The organism is Hydrocarboniphaga effusa AP103 (assembly GCF_000271305.1).
GTDB classification, from domain to species: domain Bacteria; phylum Pseudomonadota; class Gammaproteobacteria; order Nevskiales; family Nevskiaceae; genus Hydrocarboniphaga; species Hydrocarboniphaga effusa.
Genome location: NZ_AKGD01000004.1, coordinates 485307 through 503218 on the forward strand (window position 1 = coordinate 485307; position 17912 = coordinate 503218).

The 17912-nt window shown below is 66.3% G+C and carries 16 protein-coding genes; 9 read left to right on the top strand and 7 right to left on the bottom strand.

Annotation, left to right across the window (positions count from 1 at the left end; genetic code table 11):
* Positions 1-3: 3 nt before the first annotated feature.
* The 4 genes from WQQ_RS21480 to WQQ_RS21495 all read left to right on the top strand — a co-directional run bounded on the left by WQQ_RS21480 (position 4) and on the right by WQQ_RS21495 (position 6932).
* Positions 4-3150, top strand: a complete 3147-nt coding sequence (locus WQQ_RS21480) for an efflux RND transporter permease subunit (protein WP_007187379.1) — start codon at positions 4-6, stop codon at positions 3148-3150.
* A gap of 293 nt (positions 3151-3443) precedes the next feature.
* On the top strand, positions 3444-4862 hold the full coding sequence (locus WQQ_RS21485; RefSeq protein ID WP_007187380.1) for an efflux transporter outer membrane subunit: 1419 nt from the start codon (positions 3444-3446) through the stop codon (positions 4860-4862).
* A 22-nt stretch (positions 4863-4884) separates the two neighbouring features.
* Positions 4885-5574, top strand: coding sequence for a heavy metal response regulator transcription factor (locus WQQ_RS21490; protein ID WP_007187381.1), 690 nt, complete (start codon positions 4885-4887; stop codon positions 5572-5574).
* On the top strand, positions 5571-6932 hold the full coding sequence (locus tag WQQ_RS21495) for a heavy metal sensor histidine kinase (protein WP_007187382.1): 1362 nt from the start codon (positions 5571-5573) through the stop codon (positions 6930-6932). The genes WQQ_RS21490 and WQQ_RS21495 overlap by 4 nt, the downstream gene beginning before the upstream one ends.
* Here the strand turns inward: WQQ_RS21495 and WQQ_RS21500 are convergent.
* Together WQQ_RS21500 and WQQ_RS21505 are read right to left on the bottom strand one after the other, a co-directional pair.
* On the bottom strand, positions 6913-7986 hold the full coding sequence (locus WQQ_RS21500; protein ID WP_007187383.1) for an ELM1/GtrOC1 family putative glycosyltransferase: 1074 nt from the start codon (positions 7984-7986) through the stop codon (positions 6913-6915). The genes WQQ_RS21495 and WQQ_RS21500 overlap by 20 nt on opposite strands.
* Positions 7983-8900 carry a glycosyltransferase family protein gene (locus WQQ_RS21505; RefSeq protein ID WP_007187384.1) on the bottom strand — a complete coding sequence of 306 codons (918 nt, stop codon included), beginning with the start codon at positions 8898-8900 and terminating at the stop codon, positions 7983-7985. The genes WQQ_RS21500 and WQQ_RS21505 overlap by 4 nt, the downstream gene beginning before the upstream one ends.
* 140 nt (positions 8901-9040) lie before the next feature.
* Here WQQ_RS21505 and WQQ_RS21510 point away from each other — a divergent pair, with 140 nt between their 5' ends.
* On the top strand, positions 9041-9889 hold the full coding sequence (locus tag WQQ_RS21510; protein ID WP_007187385.1) for a hypothetical protein: 849 nt from the start codon (positions 9041-9043) through the stop codon (positions 9887-9889).
* Positions 9890-10006: 117 nt separating this feature from the next.
* Here WQQ_RS21510 and WQQ_RS21515 read toward each other — a convergent pair whose 3' ends face one another.
* Both WQQ_RS21515 and WQQ_RS21520 read right to left on the bottom strand, forming a co-directional pair.
* The gene (locus WQQ_RS21515) at positions 10007-11419 is read right to left on the bottom strand and encodes a sensor histidine kinase (RefSeq protein WP_007187386.1); all 1413 of its coding nucleotides are present in this window, start codon (positions 11417-11419) and stop codon (positions 10007-10009) included.
* Complete coding sequence (locus WQQ_RS21520) at positions 11406-12080, bottom strand: response regulator transcription factor (protein WP_007187387.1); 675 nt, start codon at positions 12078-12080, stop codon at positions 11406-11408. Before WQQ_RS21520 ends, WQQ_RS21515 begins: the two co-directional genes overlap by 14 nt.
* A 145-nt stretch (positions 12081-12225) precedes the next feature.
* Between WQQ_RS21520 and dusA the strand changes: the two genes are divergently transcribed.
* The 4 genes from dusA to WQQ_RS21540 are packed head-to-tail and all read left to right on the top strand — an operon-like array spanning position 12226 to position 15073.
* Positions 12226-13218, top strand: coding sequence for a tRNA dihydrouridine(20/20a) synthase DusA (gene dusA, locus WQQ_RS21525; protein WP_040455539.1), 993 nt, complete (start codon positions 12226-12228; stop codon positions 13216-13218).
* Positions 13218-13808 (top strand): peptidylprolyl isomerase, encoded by a 591-nt coding sequence (locus WQQ_RS21530; RefSeq protein ID WP_007187389.1) that lies wholly within the window; start codon positions 13218-13220, stop codon positions 13806-13808. The genes dusA and WQQ_RS21530 overlap by 1 nt, the downstream gene beginning before the upstream one ends.
* A complete protein-coding gene (locus WQQ_RS21535) occupies positions 13805-14317 on the top strand; it encodes a peptidylprolyl isomerase (RefSeq protein ID WP_007187390.1) in 513 nt (170 codons plus the stop codon). Before WQQ_RS21530 ends, WQQ_RS21535 begins: the two co-directional genes overlap by 4 nt.
* A 27-nt stretch (positions 14318-14344) precedes the next feature.
* The gene (locus WQQ_RS21540) at positions 14345-15073 is read left to right on the top strand and encodes a UDP-2,3-diacylglucosamine diphosphatase (RefSeq protein ID WP_007187391.1); all 729 of its coding nucleotides are present in this window, start codon (positions 14345-14347) and stop codon (positions 15071-15073) included.
* A gap of 6 nt (positions 15074-15079) precedes the next feature.
* Here WQQ_RS21540 and WQQ_RS21545 read toward each other — a convergent pair whose 3' ends face one another.
* From WQQ_RS21545 to WQQ_RS21555, 3 genes are all read right to left on the bottom strand, one after another.
* Entirely contained in the window at positions 15080-15868 is a 789-nt protein-coding gene (locus WQQ_RS21545) for a ferritin-like domain-containing protein (protein ID WP_007187392.1), read from the bottom strand.
* Between the two features lie 93 nt (positions 15869-15961).
* A complete protein-coding gene (locus tag WQQ_RS21550; protein WP_007187393.1) occupies positions 15962-16258 on the bottom strand; it encodes an SWIB/MDM2 domain-containing protein in 297 nt (98 codons plus the stop codon).
* Between the two features lie 233 nt (positions 16259-16491).
* On the bottom strand, positions 16492-17718 hold the full coding sequence (locus tag WQQ_RS21555; protein ID WP_007187394.1) for an O-succinylhomoserine sulfhydrylase: 1227 nt from the start codon (positions 17716-17718) through the stop codon (positions 16492-16494).
* Positions 17719-17912: the final 194 nt, after the last annotated feature.

Consider the following 17912-nt stretch of genomic DNA (forward strand, 5'->3'; position numbering starts at 1 on the left):
ACAATGAGTGATGCCCATCTGCAACCCAGCCGGGCTCAGCTGGGACTCACCAAGCCCGGTCTGTCGGGCTGGTTCATCGATCATCCGATCGCCACCGTGCTGCTCACGCTCGGCACGCTGTTTCTCGGCGTGCTGGCGTTTCCGCAGCTGCCGGTGGCCGCGGTGCCGGAGATCGATCTGCCGACGATCCAGATCAGCGCCAAGCTGCCCGGCGCGAGCCCGGAGACCATGGCCTCGTCGGTCGCCACGCCGCTGGAGGTAGAGCTGTCGGGCGTGCCGGGCATCACCGACATGACCTCGAGCAGCTCGCTCGGCAGCACCAGCATCACGCTGCAGTTCACGCTCGACAAAAGCATCGACGTGGCCGCGCAGGAAGTGCAGGCCGCCATCAACGCCGCCACCGCGCGACTGCCCGCCGAGCTGCCGAGCCTGCCGACCTGGAAGAAGGTCAATCCCAACGATGGCCCGATCCTGCTGCTGCGCATGCAATCCGAGCTGCTCACGCCGATCGAGCTGTCGGATCTCGCGGAGACGCTGATCGCGCGCCAGATCTCGCAGATCGAAGGCGTCGCCGTCGTGGATCTCAACGGCCTGCGCAAGCCGGCGCTGCGCATCCAGGCCGCGCCGGAGAAGCTCGCCGCCTTCGGCCTCACGCTGGCCGACGTGCGCACCGCCATCCGCAACGCGAGCGTCAACCAGGCCAAGGGCGCGCTGTACGGCTCGCAGCGCATCTCGACGATCGCCACCAACGACCAGATCTTCAAGCCCGACGACTACAAGGGCCTGGTCGTCACCTATCGCAACGGCGTACCGGTTTTCCTCGGCGACGTGGCGAAGGTCACCACGGGTTCGGAGGACGATTACCTCGCGGCCTGGATCAACGGCGAGCGCGGCGTGGGCGTGATCGTGCGCCGCCAGCCCGGCGCCAACCTGATCGAGACCGCCGACCGCATCATTGCCGAGCTGCCGCGCCTGCGCAGCCTGCTGCCGGCCGGCGTCGAGCTCGAACTGCTGTCCGATCGCACGCGCACCACGCGCGCCTCGCTGCACGAAGTCGAGCTCACGCTCGGCGTGACGATTGGCCTCGTGATCCTGGTCATGGGCCTGTTCCTGCGCCAGCTGTCGGCCACCGCGATCGTCGCCTCGGTGCTCAGCGTCGCGCTGGTGGCGACCGCCGCGGCGATGTACGCGCTGGGCTTTTCGCTCAACAACCTCACGCTCGTGGCGCTGATCGTCGGCGTGGGTTTCATCGTCGACGATGCGATCGTCGTCGTCGAAAACATTCATCGCCATCTCGAGGCCGGCGAGCCGATGCGCACGGCCGCGCTCAAGGGCGTGTCCGAGATCGGCTTCACGGTCGTCACGATCAGCTTTTCGCTGATCGCGGCGTTCATCCCGCTGCTGTTCATGGGCGGCACCATCGGCCGCCTGTTCCGCGAGTTCTCGCTGACCTTGACGGCCGCGATCCTCATCTCGGTAGTCGCCTCGCTGACGCTCGCGCCGATGCTCGCCTCGCGCTTCATGAAGTCGGCTCCGGAGCACAAGCCCGGCGGATTCTCCGAGCGCCTGATCGCGCTCTACGATCGCGGACTGGTGTGGACGCTCAATCACCAGCGCATCATGCTCGGCGTGTTCGCGATCACCGTCGGCATGGCGGTGGCGAGCTACGTGATGGTGCCCAAGGGCTTCTTCCCGATTCAGGACACCGGCTTCGTGCTCGGCACTTCGCAGGCCGCCGAAGACGTCTCCTACGAAGACATGCTCGTGAAGAACAAGATGCTCGAAGACATCCTGCTCGCCGACCCGGCCGTCGATGGCATGATCCAGGCGGTCGGCGCGGGCTTTTCGAGCACCTCGGTGTCCACCGGGCGCTTCTGGATTTCGCTCAAGAACATCAAGGACCGCGATGTGAATTCGGAAGAATTCATCGATCGCATTCGTCCGAAGGCCGCGCAGGTTCCGGGCATCCAGCTGTTCCTGCGCACCAACCAGGAAGTCAACGTCGGCAGCCGCGGCGGCCGCGCGCAGTTTCTCTACGCGCTCAAGGGCCCGGACAGCGACGGCCTCGCGCGCTGGGCCGACCTGCTCGTCGATCGCATGAAGTCCTCGCCGATGGTCCGCGATGTGTCGAGCGATCTGCAGCTCGGTGCCGCCGTCACCAAGCTCGTCATCGATCGCGCAGCGGCCGCTCGCTTCGGGCTGTCGACCGCCGATATCGACCAGGCGCTCTACGACGCCTTCGGCCAGCGCCAGATCAGCGAGTACCAGACCGAAACCAACCAGTACAAGGTCATCCTCGAAATCGATCCGGCGCTGCGCGGCCGCATCAACAGCCTCGACTACTTCCGCCTGCGCTCGCCGCTGACCGGCGAAATGGTGCCGCTGTCCGCGCTCGCGAGCGTGCAGCCCACCGCCGCAGGACCGCTGTCGATCGCGCACGACGGGCTGTTTCCGTCGGCGAACATCTCGTTCAACCTCGCGCCGGGTTATGCGCTCGGCGACGTCGTCAACATGGTGCAGGCGCTGCAGGCCGAGATCGGCATGCCGACCGAATACAGCGGCAGCTTCCGTGGCAATGCGCAGGCCTTCCAGGATTCGCTCGCCAGTCAGCCGGTGCTGATCCTCACGGCTTTGCTCGCGGTCTACATCATCCTCGGCGTTTTGTACGAGAGCTTCGTGCATCCGCTGACGATCCTGTCGACCTTGCCGTCCGCGGGCATCGGCGCGATCTGGATGCTGTCGGCCTTCGGCTTCGATTTCTCGATCATGGCGATGATCGGCATCGTGCTGCTGATCGGCATCGTCAAGAAGAACGGCATCCTGATGGTCGATTTCGCCCTGCATGCGCAGCGCGAGGAAGGTCTTTCGCCGCGCGAGGCCGTGCACAAGGCCTGCCTGGTGCGCTTCCGCCCGATCATGATGACCACGCTCGCCGCGCTGCTCGGCGCGGTGCCGCTGATGTTCAGCCTCGGCATGGGCTCGGAGCTGCGCCAGCCGCTCGGCTTCGCGATCGTCGGCGGCCTGCTGCTGAGCCAGCTGCTCACGCTGTTCACGACGCCGGTGGTCTACCTGGCACTCGACAGGCTGTTCCATCGCGAAACGCCCAGCACGCATGGCATCGCGACCCCCATGCCGGAGACCGCGCGATGAGCGCCGCGTACCATCGGCTTACGGGTGTCGTCCCTCTCGCCCTCCAGGGCACCGGTGGATCGGGGATGTCCGGAGCCGACGCACAGCCGCGCCTGCCCTGCCGCTCCTCTCTCCCGCTTGCGGGAGAGAGTCCCCGCACAGCGGGGGATACAGGGGGCGTCTCCACAGGGAGCGCAGTTTCCTGGCAGCCCCTCTCCCGGCCCTTCGGACCACCCTCTCCTACAAGTGGCAGAGAGGCTTGGGCAAGACTCCTGCAAAGCGGCCGGGGCAGCCGCTCTTCAAATCGATCGAACATGAAACTCCGTCGCTCCGCCTTGCTTTGCCTCGCCGCAGCCGCGGTACTGCTCGCGGGTTGCGCGAGCACGCCCAAGCCATTGCCGACCGCGGAGCTGCAAGCCTCGTGGAGCGAAGCTCCGGCCGGCGACGTCACGCAGCTCACCGCCGATGGCTCGGCCGCGTGGTGGACGCTGTTCGGCGATCCGGTGCTCGACGAGCTGATCAAGCGCGCCGAAGCGCGCAACCTCGATCTGCGCAGCGCCGAGGCCAGCGTGCAGGAGGCGCGCGCCTCGCGGGCCGGAGCGCGTTCCGCCCTGCTTCCGCAACTCAATCTCGACGCCGACTTCACGCGCGGCCGTCCGCTGCAGCTCGGCGGCAGCCTGCGCGAATCGGCCAGCATCGGCCCGACCGTGAACTGGGAGCTCGACCTGTTCGGTCGCCTGCGTTCGCAGCAGCGCGCCGAAGTAGCCAGCCTGCTCGCGAGCGAAGCCGATCGCGATGCGGTGCGCCTGACCGTGCTCGCCGAAGTGGCGCGCAGCTACCTCGAATACCGGCTCTTTCGCGTGCAGCAGTCGCTGGCCGAAAAGACCGTCGAAGCGCAGGCGCGCACCGCGCGCATCACCCAGGCCCGCTTCGGCCAGGGCATGGGCTCGCGGCTCGACGTGGAGCGCGCCAACTCCCTGCTCGCGACCATCCGCGCCGCGGTTCCGCAGGCGCACGAGCAGGCCGAATCGGCGTTTCATCGTCTGGTGCGACTGACCGCTTCGACGCCCGAGGCGCTCGAAGCCCTGCTGCCGCGCGAGGTGTCGTCCGACAGCCTGCCGACCACCGACGCGCTGTCGGTGCTGCTGACACCGACACAGGTGCTCGGCCAGCGTCCCGACGTGCGCGCGGCCGAACGCCGGCTCGTCGCGGCGGCGGCCACGCTCGATGCGACGCGCACGCTGCGCTATCCGCAGCTCACGCTGTCGTCGCTGATCGGCATCGGCGTGACCGACGCCAGCGACATCTTCAAGAGCTCGACCAACACCTGGTCGATCAGCGCCGGCCTGCTGACGCCGCTGTTCGATTTCGGCCGCATCCGCGCCGCGATCGACGTCGCCGATGCGCGCCAGGAGCAGGCCTACCTGGCCTACGAATCGTCGGTGCGCACCGCGCTGCAGGAAACGCAGACCGCGATCGTGCTGTACACGCAGGGCCAGCTGCGCCAGACCGAGCTCGGGCACGCGGCCGATGCGGCGCGCAAGGCGGCGGCGATCGCGCGCACGCAGTACGCGCAGGGCCTGCTGTCGATGATCGACGTGCTCGACGCCGAACGCAGCCTCTACGACGCCGAGCGCGACTGGTCGTCGGCCTCGGCCGATGTGTCGCTGCGGCTGGTGACGCTGTACCAGACCATGGGCGTGGTGCCGTCGCGCCCGCCGGCACAGTCCTGAGTCCAGGCATACTCGCAGGCGTATGAAGATCCTGATCGTCGAAGACGAACCCAAGACTTCCGCCTATTTGCAGCGCGGCCTGAGCGAGCAGGGTTACTCGGTCGATCTCGCCACCGACGGCGTCAGCGGCCTTCATCTGGCGATCGAGATCGATTACGACGTGATCGTGCTCGACGTCATGCTGCCGGGTCTGGACGGCCTGTCGGTGCTGCGCGAGCTGCGCCTGCGCAAACAGACGCCGGTGATCATGCTGACCGCACGCGATCGCATCGACGATCGCGTGCTCGGCCTGCAGGCCGGCGCCGACGACTACCTGGTCAAGCCGTTCTCGTTCCTCGAACTGATCGCGCGCCTGCAGGCGCTCACGCGGCGCGGTCGCCAGGCGGCGGTGTCGCAGCTGCGCATCGGCGACCTCGAGATCGACCTGTTCGCGCGCAAGGCCTGGCGCGCGGGGCAGCGGCTCGACCTGACCGCCAAGGAATTCGCCCTGCTCGCCGCGCTCGCGCGCCGCCAGGGCGAGATCATGTCCAAGACCGTCATCGCCGAGCTGGTCTGGGACGTCAATTTCGACAGCGACGCGAACGTCGTCGAAGTGGCGGTGCGCCGCCTGCGCGGCAAGCTCGACGATCCGTTCAAGCAGAAGCTGCTGCACACCATCCGCGGCATGGGCTACGTGCTCGAGGTTCGCGAGCCGCAGGAGCGGTCCGCGTGAGGCTGTCGATCTCGCGGCGCCTCGCGATCATGTTCGCGGCGACCGGCTTTCTGGTGTTCGTGCTGTTCGGCGTGGTGCTGCACGGCGTGCTGCAGCGCGAGCTCGATCGCAGCGAGCGCGCGGAGCTCACGCGGCGCATGGATCTCTACACCCCGCTCGTGCTACGCAACGGCGAGCCCGCGCGCTGGCATCTGGTGGTGACGCGGCTCGATGCGGTGACGCCCGACAACGGCAGCGCCCGCTACTGGGTGCTCGGCGACGATCCGGGCTTTCACTACGGCAGCCCCACGCCCGAGCTCATGGCAGTCGCGCGAAACGAAGGCTATGGCGAGATCCATCTCGAGGGCCACGAGGCGCCGCTGAGCATCCTCACGCGCAAACTCACGCTCGTCGACGGCAAGACGGTGGTGCGCTTCGTCTCGGCGGTCGACAAGGGCCGCTACATCGAGACGATGAACTCGTTCACCTATGCGCTGATCGGCGTGTCGATCGCCGGCATGCTGCTGGTGGCGGTGCTCGGTCACTGGATCGCGCATTTCTCGCTGCGTCCGCTCGAGCGCCTGGCGCAGGAGGCGCGAGGCCTGAGCCCGAGCAAGCTGTCGCAGCGCCTGCACAGCGCCGGTCTGCCACCCGAGCTGTCCGAGCTCACCGCTTCGTTCAACGGCGCGCTCGATCGTCTCGAATCGGCGTATCAGCAGCTCGAAGGCTTCAACGCCGATGCGGCGCACGAGTTGCGCACGCCGCTGACGAATCTGATCGGCCAGACCCAGGTCGCGCTGTCACGCGAGCGCGAGGCCGGCGATCTCGAAGAAACCCTGCAGTCGAACCTCGAGGAGCTCGAACGCCTGCGCGCCATCGTCAACGACATGCTGTTTCTCGCGCGCGCCGACCAGGGCCAGCGCGCGCGCGACCGCGTCCAGGTCTCGCTTGCGCAGGAGATCGCCAAGACCGTCGAGTATCTCGACTTCGTGCTCGACGATGCCGGCGTGCAGGTGCGCATCGACGGCGACGCGACCATCGCGGTCGAGACCGCCCTGCTCGGCCGGGCGATGACCAACCTGCTGATCAATGCGGTGCAGCACTCGGAGCGCAGCTCCGAGATCGTCGCCGAGATCGCCAGCGACGCCAACGGCGTACGCGTGGCCGTGCACAACTCCGGCCCGCGTATCGCCGACGATCACCTGGCGCGGCTGTTCGACCGCTTCTACCGCCTCGACAGCGCGCGCAGCGGCAGCCGCGACAACCATGGCCTCGGGCTCGCGATCGTGCGTGCGATCGCCAACATGCACGGCGGCTCGGTGTTCGCGCGCAGCGCGAGCGGCATCAACACCTTCGGCTTCACGCTCGCGGCGAGCTGATACCGGGCTTGGGCTCCAACAGCTCGCGGATGCGCGCGATCGTGCGCTCGCATTCGGCGCGCGCGACCGTCGCCGCGGCGCCGGCCTCCGAGAAGGCGCCCACGCTGTCGAGCCGCTGGTAATAGCCTTCGAGCTCGCGCGTCGAGGTGATGAGCCCGTTGCGCTGCAGCCATCGCAGCGGTACGCGCAGCAGCGCGTTGTGCTCGGCGAGCGCGTTCCATCCCGAGACGAAGCGGTAGCGCCAGTCGGGCTCGCGCGGCAGGCGGAACACTTCGACCGGCCTGGCGGTCGACAAGGCCTCGGCCACCATCAGCGCGCTGTCGCTGGTGACGATGAAGCGGTCGGCCCGGTCGAGCAGCGCCAGGTACGGGTTATCGTCGCGCTGCGGCTGGTAGACGTAATGCGGCCCGCGCAGGCGCCCGGCGATCAGCTGCGCGCAGGCTTCCGGCGTTCGCGGGCTGCGCAGGAACAGCAGGCTGCCGCCTTCGACCTGCGCGAGTTCGTTGGCGCGGTCGGCCAGCGCGCGCGCGACATCCGCTCCGAAGCGATACGGCCGGCTGTTGCCCCCGGCGAGCAGCACCGTCCATGGCCTCGGCAAGGCTTCGAGCCGTTCATGCAGCGCGCCCGGCAAGGCCGTGCGCTCGCGCTCGCGCAAAAACGGCAGCACGTTGCAGATGACGTTGGGCGCCGGTTCGAGCCCGTATTGCGCGGTGGTGACGACCAGGTCGAACCACTGCGCCCTTCCCCACGGCCGGCCGAAATGCACGAGCTTCGTGACTCCGCCCGAGCGCTTGCGAATCCAGCGCGCCACCGCGGGCGAGCGTCGGCCGATGCTGAGCACCAGGCGCGGCGAGCCGGCCGGAATCGCCTCGGGGTTCGCCAGCGAATGCAGGCTGGCTCCGAGCAGCACGTTCGGCAGCGCCGGCCCCTTGAACTTGAGCGAAATCATCTCGAACGGCAGGCCCAGGGCCAGCGCCGCCGCGATCAGCTGATTGTTGTCGCCGGTTCGGCGGCCGAGCAGCACCCAGACCGGGTGCGCGCTGGTGCCGCTCAAGCCGCCCCCTGGAGCGCCGGTTTTCGCCCGGCCTTGCGCACCAGTTCGAAAGCATCCGCGCGCACATGCTCGCGCTTGATCTCGGCTTCGAGCAGCGCAGGGCTGATGCTGCCGTTGTCCAGGCATTCGCCGAGCAGGCCGAAGAAGAAGCGCTCCTGCGCCGGGTCCGGGTGCGCCGAGTAATAGCCGGTCGGGCTGCCGCCCGTGATCGCGGCGAGCGCCTTGCGCGCCTTGATGCCGAGGCGCTTGCCGAAAGTGGTGCCGCGCGAGGTGAAATCGGCGCGCAGGCCGGTCTTCCACGGCTGCGTGCGGCGGTGCGTGTTGTGCAGCAGCTTGGTGTTCTGGTCCAGGTGGTCGAAGTCGTTCCACTCGTCGCCGAAGGTTCCGATCGAGCCCGCGGGCTGCGTGAGCAGCCACATCCAGTCGCGATAGTCGACCGTGCCGTCGAAAGTCTTCTGGAAATCGGCCTCGGCGTCCCAGTGCCTGAGCCGGGCGCAGTCGAGCAGCATGACGCTCGAGGCGTAATGCAGCGGACGCCGGCCGTCGGCCGCCATGCGGCGCGCGAGCAGCGAAGCCTGGCCCATGTCGGCATCGAGCAGCTCGTTGATGTCACCGACCGCGAAGATGTCGGGGTCCATGAGCACGGCGCGGCCCTGGTAGCCGCGCAGCGCCGGCACCGCGAAGCGCAACGGCGTGAACGACTGCAGGTCGTCGTTGGTCCAGATGACGCGCTTGCCTTCACGCAGATAGGTCTTGCCCTCCTGCCTGCGCAGGAACTCGAAATCCTCGGCCATGATGATTTCGACGTCGAAGCGCCCGGGCGCGGCGCTGTTGCGGCGCAAGGAATGCTGGGCCACCAGCGCGCCGATCAGCTGCTTGGCATTGCTGTGGATGTATACCGCGCGGTCGACCATGGGTCCGGTCCCTGAAGGCTAATCAAATCATTATAAATCCGGCCGCTACGGCGCCGCTGAGGGCCGGGCTCACGAGGCCGAAAGCTTTTCGTAAGCGAGTCGAAAGGGATTCGTCAGTCCGCGTTTCTAGCATCGCGGTCATGAACGACATCGGCTTCCTGCCCCCTCCGACCGCCCGCCGGCTCGTGCTGCGCCGCCACGGCCTGTACGCGGCCCAGCCCGCCCCATATGCGAGCCTGCAGTCGAGGCCCTGCCTGCTCGAGGACCATTACGCCGAACTCGCCGCAAGCTTTCCGCGGCTCGATCAGTTCGCTCCCGGCGCGGAGGCGCTCGACAACCGCGTGCTGCGCATCGCCTCCTCGCGCGTGATCGCGGAGCCGGGTTTCTCGGGGGCCTGGCGCTGGTTCGTGCAGCAGCACACCTCGCAGGCGTTCTGGGAGCAGATCGTGCGCGAATTCGGCGGGCAGATTCAGGCCCGCTATCCCGGACTCGAACAGCGCTTCGGCAAGCCCATGCAGGATTGGCGCGCGGTGCGACGCGGGTCGGGCGAGGTCGGCGAAGTGACGCTGGAATGCCAGATCGTCGTCAACACGCCGGTGCGCACGGCCTCGTCGGTGAAGGCTCCGCATGTCGACCACGTGCGCAAGCTCTGGACCGGGCTGCTGTATTTCCGCTCGCCCGAAGACGACACGCCGGGCGGCGAGCTGCAGCTGTTCTCGTCCCCGCCCGGCCTGCGCTTCGACGCGCACCAGGCCTCGCGGCGCGAGGTGACGCTGGACCGCAGCCTGGCGTATCAGCCCAACAGCTTCATCGGCTTCGTCAACGGCCCCGACGCGATTCACGCGGTCGCCCCGAGGCCGCCGACGCCGCAGGTGCGCCGCTATGTCGATTTCGTGGTCGAACTCGCCGAGCCGGTGTTCAAACTGCCGCAGATGAACCCGCTGCGCCGCGGCTGGTATCGCCTGCGCGAGCGCCAGGCGAGCCGCTGAGACGGGAGACGGGAGACGGGAGACGGGAGACGGGAGACGGGAGACGGGAGACGGGAGACGCAAAAGGAGAAATCCGGCCGGCTCGGCACGCAAGCGATTTCGCCGCAGCTGCCGCTTCTACGTCTCCCGTCTCCGGTTCCCCAGCTCCCGGCCCAAAAGCAGGCGCACGGTCAGGCCCTTGCCCCGCGGACCGTCTTCGAGAAGCAGCTCGCCGCCGTGCGCATGTGCGATCTCCTGCGCGATCGCCAGTCCCAGGCCGCTGCCTTCGCCCCGGGTTCCGCGCACGAAGCGGCGCAGCATGGTGTCGCGCTGATCGGCCTCAATACCCGGACCGTCATCCTCGACAAGGATCTCGGGCTGCGGTCGGCGCCGCAGAGCGAGTCTCAAGGTTCCCGGGCCCGGGTGATAGTTGATCGCGTTGTCGATCAAATTGTTGAGCGCATCGCGGATCAGATCGGCGTCGCCGTCGATCCACAGCGGCCGATGCTCGTCCTCGCAGGCGAACTGCATGTCGAGCCCACGCGCGAAGGCGCGCGGAGCCCAGTCGGCGCCGGTTTCCTGCACCAGGGCGACGAGGTCGATGCGCCGGAACGGCCGGTCGCCGCTGCTGTCGGGTTCGGCGCGGGCCAGCGAGAGCAGCTGGTTGGTCAGCCGCGCAGCGCGCTCGATCGAGGCACGCAGGGCGCCGAGCAGCGGCGCGATCTCGTCCTGCCGGCTTTCGCGAATCACCGCCTCGGCCTGCAGCTTGATCGCGGTCAGCGGGGTGCGCAGCTGGTGCGCCGCATGCGCGATGAAGCGCTGCTGCGCGGTCACCGCCGATTGCAGGCGCGCGAGCAGATCGTTGAGCGAGCGCGTGAGCGGCAGCACTTCTTCGGGCACGCCCTCGTCGGCGATCGGCGAGAGCTCGCGATGGCTGCGCGCCTCCAGCCGCTGCGCGAGGCTGTGCAAAGGCCGCAGGCCGCGGCGGATCGCGCGCCGCACGACCGCGGCGGTGACGCCGATCAGCAGCAGCTGCGGAAGCAGCGTGCTCGCCAGGATCGCGCTCGCCAGGCCGCTGCGCTTGCGCATGGTCTCGGCCACTTCGACATGCACGATTTCACCGTAGCGGCTCGCCGGAAGCTCGATGCGGGCGATGCGCACGGGCTCGTCGTCGATCTCGCCGTCGTAGAGCAAGGCGCCGTGGTAGTCGTCGACATCGCCGATGACGTCCGGCATCGGCTGTGTTCTGCCGGCGATGAGGCCCTTGCGTTCACCGCTGATGCGGAAGTACGTGGTATCGGTTTCGTCCCATTCGAACAGGCGCTGGGTCGGCGCCGGCAGATCGACGAAAGGCCCGTCGTCGGTGCGCTCCACTTCGAGCGCGAGCGCGCTGGCCGAATCGAACAGCCAGCCGTCGTAGACGCTGTCGGCGAAGTAGTTCGCGAGCCCGTAGGACACCGCGCCGCCGAGCACCAGCACGGCGCTCAGCGGGCCGACCAGCGCGAACAGCAGGCCCGAGCGCAGGCTGTGGCGAGGCTCAGGACGGCTCATCGACCTGCAGCAGATAACCGAAGCCGCGCAGCGTCTGGATGCCCGATCCGGATTGCTCGATCTTCTTGCGCACGCGATGCACGTAGAGCTCGACCGCGTTCTCGGACATGCCGCTGTCCCAGCCGTCCACCGATTCGAGCAGCTGGCGTTTGCTGACGACGCGACCGTGGCGCAGCATCAGGCATTCGAGAATCGCGAATTCGCGCGGTGAAAGCTCCACCGGATCGGCATCGATGAAGACCCGGCGCTCGACCATCGACAGCCGCAGCCGGCCGATCTCGACGTCGCCTCCACGCCGGGCCAGGCCGCGTCGGGTCACCGCGCGAATGCGCGCTTCGAGCTCGTCGAGATCGAAGGGCTTGACCACGTAGTCGTCGGCCCCGAGATCGAGCCCGAGCACGCGATCGGGCGGATCGTCTCGCGCGCTCAGGATCACCACCGGCGTGTGCTGGCGCTGCTTGCGCAGCCGGCGCAGCAGCTCGGTGCCATCGATGTCGGGCAGACCCAGATCGAGCACGATGCAGTCGTAACTGCCGTCGACGAGCGCGCCCAGCGCGGACTGGCCGTCGTGGCTCAGGTCGACGATGTTGCCGTCGCGCTGCAGCGCGCGCTGCAGGCTCAGGGCGATCGGCCGGTCATCTTCGACGACGAGCAGGCGCATGGGAGAACCATTGAAAGAAGACGGTATTTTCGACGCCGGGGCGGACGAACGCAAAAGCCCATAAAATCACGCCCTTCTCGTTCAGGCAGGTGCGGTCACGGTGCATTCGCTGCAGCAAAATTCGATCGGCGCGGCATCCGAGGCCGTGTCTCGTCCGGCCCATCGGCTCTCGGTCGCGCCGATGATGGACTGGACCGACACGCATTGCCGGTCATTCCATCGCCTGCTCGCCCCACATGCGCTGCTCTACACCGAAATGGTCACCACCGGCGCGCTGCTGCATGGCGATGTCGAGCGCCACCTGCGCTTCGACGCGAGCGAACATCCGCTCGCGCTGCAGCTCGGCGGTTCGGAGCCCGACGCGCTCGCCCGCTGTGCCGCACTCGCCGAGCAGTGGCAGTACGACGAGGTCAATCTCAATTGCGGCTGTCCGTCCGATCGCGTCCAGGAAGGCCGCTTCGGCGCCTGCCTGATGCGCGAGGCCGATCGTGTCGCCGATTGCGTACGCGCGATGCGCTCCGCGACCGACCTGCCGGTGACGGTCAAGCATCGCGTCGGTATCGATGACAGCGAGGATTACGCCTTCATGCGCGGCTTCGTCGAAACCGTCGCCGCAGCCGGCTGCACGACCTTCATCGTGCATGCGCGCAAGGCCTGGCTGCAGGGCTTGTCTCCGCGCGAGAACCGCGAGATCCCGCCGCTGACCTACGAGCACGTCTACCGGCTCAAGCAGGAGTTTCCGCAGCTGACCGTGCTGATCAACGGCGGCATCCGCACGCTCGATCAGTGCCGCCAGCACCTGCGATACGTCGATGGCGTGATGCTCGGTCGCGAGGCTTACGAAAACCCTTATGCGCTCGCCGGGCTCGATCGCGAGCTGTTCGAAACCGACGGCGACATACCGACACGCGAAGAGATCATGAACGCTTATCTGCCCTACGTGCAGCGCGAGCTCGACCGCGGCACCGCGCTCAACCGCATCACTCGCCATATCCTGGGGCTCTATCGCGGCCAGAACGGCGGACGTGCTTTCCGCCGCCATCTGTCCGAACACGCACACAAGCCCGGAGCCGGCCTGCGCGTCCTTCAGCAAGCGATCGGGCTCGCGAATCCGCGGCGCAATGCGGAGGCCGCCTGATGAGCCGCCTTGTCCGCAGGCTGTGCCTGTCGGCGCTGCTGAGCCTTTTCGCCTGCGGTGACGCGCTCGCGACCGAATATCCACGCGTGAAGCTCGAGACGACGATGGGCGACATCGTCTTCACGCTCGATGCTTCGAAGGCGCCCAAGACGGTTGCCAACTTCCTCGGCTACGTCAAGAGCGGCTATTACAACGGCATGGTGTTTCACCGCGTCGTTCCGGGCTACCTGATCCAGGGCGGCGGCTTCGACGCCAACATGAAGCGGCGCCCGTGGAAAGCGGCCATTTCGAACGAATCAAAGAACGGTTTGCATAATGTGGCCGGCAGCGTTGCAATGGCACGTGCCGAGGATCCGAACTCGGCCACCACCGAGTTCTTCATCAATCTGCGCGACAATCCCGAGTTCGATTATCCCAGCCACGACGGCTGGGGCTATGCGGTATTCGGCCAGGTGACCGAAGGCTTCGATACCGTTGGCAAGATCATGCGCAGCCCCAGAGGCGATCCTCAAAATCTCGTCCTCATCAACAAGGCGGTGATACTGAAACCCGCCACCCAAAACCCGCTAGAAGAGAGCACACCACAATGACCGATTCGACCCAGCCCGTGAAGGTTCTTCTCGAAACCTCGCTCGGCAACATCACGCTCGAACTCGACGCCGAGAAGGCGCCGAAGACCGTCGCCAATTTCGTCGACTACGTGAACAGCGGCCACTTCGACGGCCTGGTGTTCCACCGCGTGATTCGCGGCTTCATGATCCAGGGCGGCGGCTACGACGAGCAATACGCGCAGAAGCGCACCAAGGCGCCGATCGAGAACGAAGCCAAGAACGGCCTCAAGAACAAGCGCGGCAGCATCGCGATGGCGCGCACCAACGATCCGCATTCGGCGAGCTCGCAGTTCTTCATCAACCACGGCGACAACGATTTCCTCGACTACCCGGGCCAGGACGGCTGGGGCTACGCGGTATTCGGCAATGTGACCGAAGGCCTCGACGTGGTCGACAAGATCGCCGAGACGCCCACCGGCGCGATCCGTCCGTTCGGCCGCGACGTTCCGGTAACGCCGGTGGTCATCAAGTCGGCCAAGCTCGCTTAAGTCTTCGCTGTTGAAAGTCCTGTCACGGTGACGACGCTGCTGCTGTCGGATCTGCATCTGCCGGCAAGCGCGTCGACGCTGCGGCAGGACTTCCTGCGTTTTCTGCAAGGCCCGGCGCGCAAGGCCCGGGCCGTGTACCTGCTCGGCGATGTCTTCGAAGCCTGGATCGGTGACGAAGATGGCTTGGCGCATTACGGCGATGAGATCGCGGCGCTGCGCGCGCTGTCGGAAGCGGGCGTGCGCGTGTTCTTCCAGCACGGCAATCGCGACTTTCTCGTCGGCGAGCGCTTCGCCCAGGCCTCCGGCGCAAGCCTGCTGGCCGACCCGAGCGTGGTCGAGATCGAAGGCCGTCGCACGCTGCTCACGCATGGCGATCTGCTGTGTACCGACGATATCGGCTATCAGCGTTGGCGCCGTTTCTCGCGCAATGGCGTCGTGCAATGGCTGTTCATGCGCATTCCGGGTGGCCTCAAGCGTGCGATCGCCGATCGTCTGCGTCGCGGCAGCAAAAGCGCCAAGACGCGCAAGAGCATGGCGATCATGGACGTCAACGATACGGCCGTCAGCGCCTGCTTTCTGCGCCACGGTGTCGATCGCATCATCCACGGGCATACGCACAGGCCCGACGTGCATCACGAACTCATCGACGGGCGCACATGCGAACGCATCGTGCTCGCCGATTGGCGAGAACACAGCCGCGAGTATCTCGAAGTGACGCGCGAAGGCTGGAAGCGCGTCGACATCGCAGCGAGCTGAAACGCCTCAGAGCCCCGCGAGCAGTTCGGGCGGCAGTTCGTTGCGGCTGAAGCCGGCCGCCTGTCGCGCCGGCCAGTTCAAGGGCGGGCGAATTCGCGTATCGGATTCGGCGAGCAGCTTGCGGAAAGTCGCATCGGGTTCGAGCGAACGCTGCGCGCAAAGCCAGCGGAACCAATACGTGCCGATGGCGACGTGGCGCACTTCCTCATCGAGGATCACGCGCAGGATCGCGACGGTCTGCGCATCGCGCATTTCCGTGAGCCGATGGATCATGCCCGGTGTCACGTCGAGCCCGCGTGCTTCGAGTACGCGCGGAACCAGCGCCATGCGCGCGAGCACGTCGTACGCGGTTTTCTCGGCTGCCTCCCAAAGGCCGTTGTGTGCCGGAACATCGCCATAACGATGACCGAACGTGGCGAGCCGTTCGGCCAGCATCGTGAAATGACGCGCCTCGTCCTTGGCCACGCTGAGCCAATCTTCGTAGTACTGCGCCGGCATATCGGCGAAGCGCAGACAGGCATCGAGCGCGAGGTTGATCGCGTTGAACTCGATGTGCGCGATCGCATGCAGCAGGGCTGCGCGCCCCGCATCGCTGCCCAAACCGCGCACGGGTACCTCGCGCGGTGAAACCAGTTGCAGGCTTTGCGGACGCCCCGGCTGCCAGGTTTGCGGACGCGGCTGATGCGCGATATCCGCATCGAGCTTGCCGATGGCGCCGACCATCGCGCATTTGGCCTCGGGCTCGCGCTCGATCAGCGCAAGCCAGAGGGTTTCGATGGATGGCACATCGTTCATCGATCGGTCACGCGGCGAGTCGGTTCGAGCTCACTTTTCATACGGCGGGCAACAAAAAAGCGGACCTTGCGGCCCGCTTCAAAGACACCACGCTTACTTGGAAACGTGCTGGTTGACCAGTTTGGTCATCTCGAACATCGTCACCTGATCCTTGCCGCCGAAGATCGGCTTGAGCTTGGCATCGGCGTTGATCGCGCGACGGTTGGTGGCGTCCTGCAGGTTGTGCTTCTTGATGTATTCCCAAACCTTCTTGGTCAGGTCAGCGCGAGTGATCGGAGCGGAGCCGACGACCTCGGCGAGCTGGGCGCTCGGCGTCACGGTCTGCGAAATGCCACCACGAGGAGCAGCCTTCTTGGTGGCTTTGTCGTCGCCTTGCTTGGTGCTGGCCATTGAAATCTCCTTATTAGAGCGGGGTATCAAATTCTTGGGGGGGGGAACCGCGTAGCGGTGCGCAAGCTTACACGGGAGCGATGGCTTGCGCTAAAAAACACCCACTGGATAACGCATCCGGCCGCTTCCGCGCAAGTTTTTCAATGTTTCGCATACGCTCGAAGGGCGACAGCGGATCGCGGGTACGCAATATCCGATGCACAAATCCTTTTGCAAGGACAATGAGACTTCTCTTATCCGCCTTCGGCGCGCGAAAAAGCCCGCCGCAGATCGGCAATGAGGTCTTCGATGTCTTCGAGACCTACCGAGATACGGATCAAACCTTCGGTAATCCCCGCTTCTGTACGTTGCTGTTCGCTGATGCGTCCATGCGTGGTGGTCGCAGGATGCGTGATCGTGGTTCGCGCATCGCCGAGATTGCCCGTGATCGAGCAAAGCCGCGTTGCGTCGATCACGCTCCACGCCGCTTGGCGCCCGCCTCTGACTTCGAACGACACGATCGAACCAAAGCCACGTTGCTGGCGCTTTGCAAGTTCATGTTGCGGATGCGATGCGAGCGAAGGATGCAGGACACGGGACACGATCGGCTGCTGGCTGAGCCATTGAGCCAGCTGGCACGCACTCTGTTCGTGCGCCTTCATGCGCACCGACAGAGTCTCGAGGCCTTTCAGGAAAACCCAGGCGTTGAACGGCGAAAGGCAGGGCCCCGCCGTACGCATGAAACCGTAAACATCCTTGCCCACGCGTTGTGCATCGCCCACGATCGCGCCACCGAGGCAACGTCCCTGCCCGTCGATGAACTTGGTCGCCGAATGCACGACGTAATCGGCACCGAGCTTGAGCGGTTGCTGGAACACCGGCGTCAGAAAGCAGTTGTCGACCGCGAGCGCGGCGCCATGCTCGTGCGCGAGCGTCGCGAGCGCTTCGATATCGACGAGCTCGGTCAGCGGATTCGATGGCGTTTCGACGAAGACCAGCTTGGTGTTCGGCTTGAAACCGGCGCGCCAGGACTCAATGTCGCTCGGCGTCGCATAGCCGATCTCGATACCGAGCTTGGCGATGTAGTTGTTGAACAGATTGATTGTCGAGCCGAATAGACCCTTGGACGCGAGCAAATGATCGCCCGCCTTGAGCATGGTCAGCACCAGCGTGAGAATCGCCGCCATGCCACTCGCGGTGGCGACGCAGGCTTCGCCGCCTTCCATGCGTGCAAGCCGCTTTTCGAAGGCCTGTACGGTCGGATTCGTGAAGCGGCTGTAGACGTTGCCTTCGCGCTGGCCGAGGAACGTCGCCGCCGCTTCGGCGGCGCTGCGATAAACGTAGCTCGACGTCGGATAGATGGCCGGCGAATGTTCCATCTCGGGACTACGCAACTCCGCGTGGCGAATGCCGAGCGTGCCGAAGCCCCAGCTTTCACTGGGATCGATGGAGTCGATGGGGTCCTGATCGTCGATGCTCATGGCGGTTCTCTTCGCATGGGCACCGCAGTGCCCGCTGCTCAAAAAAGCAAAACGGGCCTGCTGTCCGTTTAGCCGAATTTATTCGCGATGAAGCTCTCTCGAACTTCGATCGCTGCGCCCGCAAGCAGGTTCAAATCGGCGCGAGGGTGAAGTCTAGGCCGCCCAAACTTAGGTCGCAACGGCTTCACTACGCT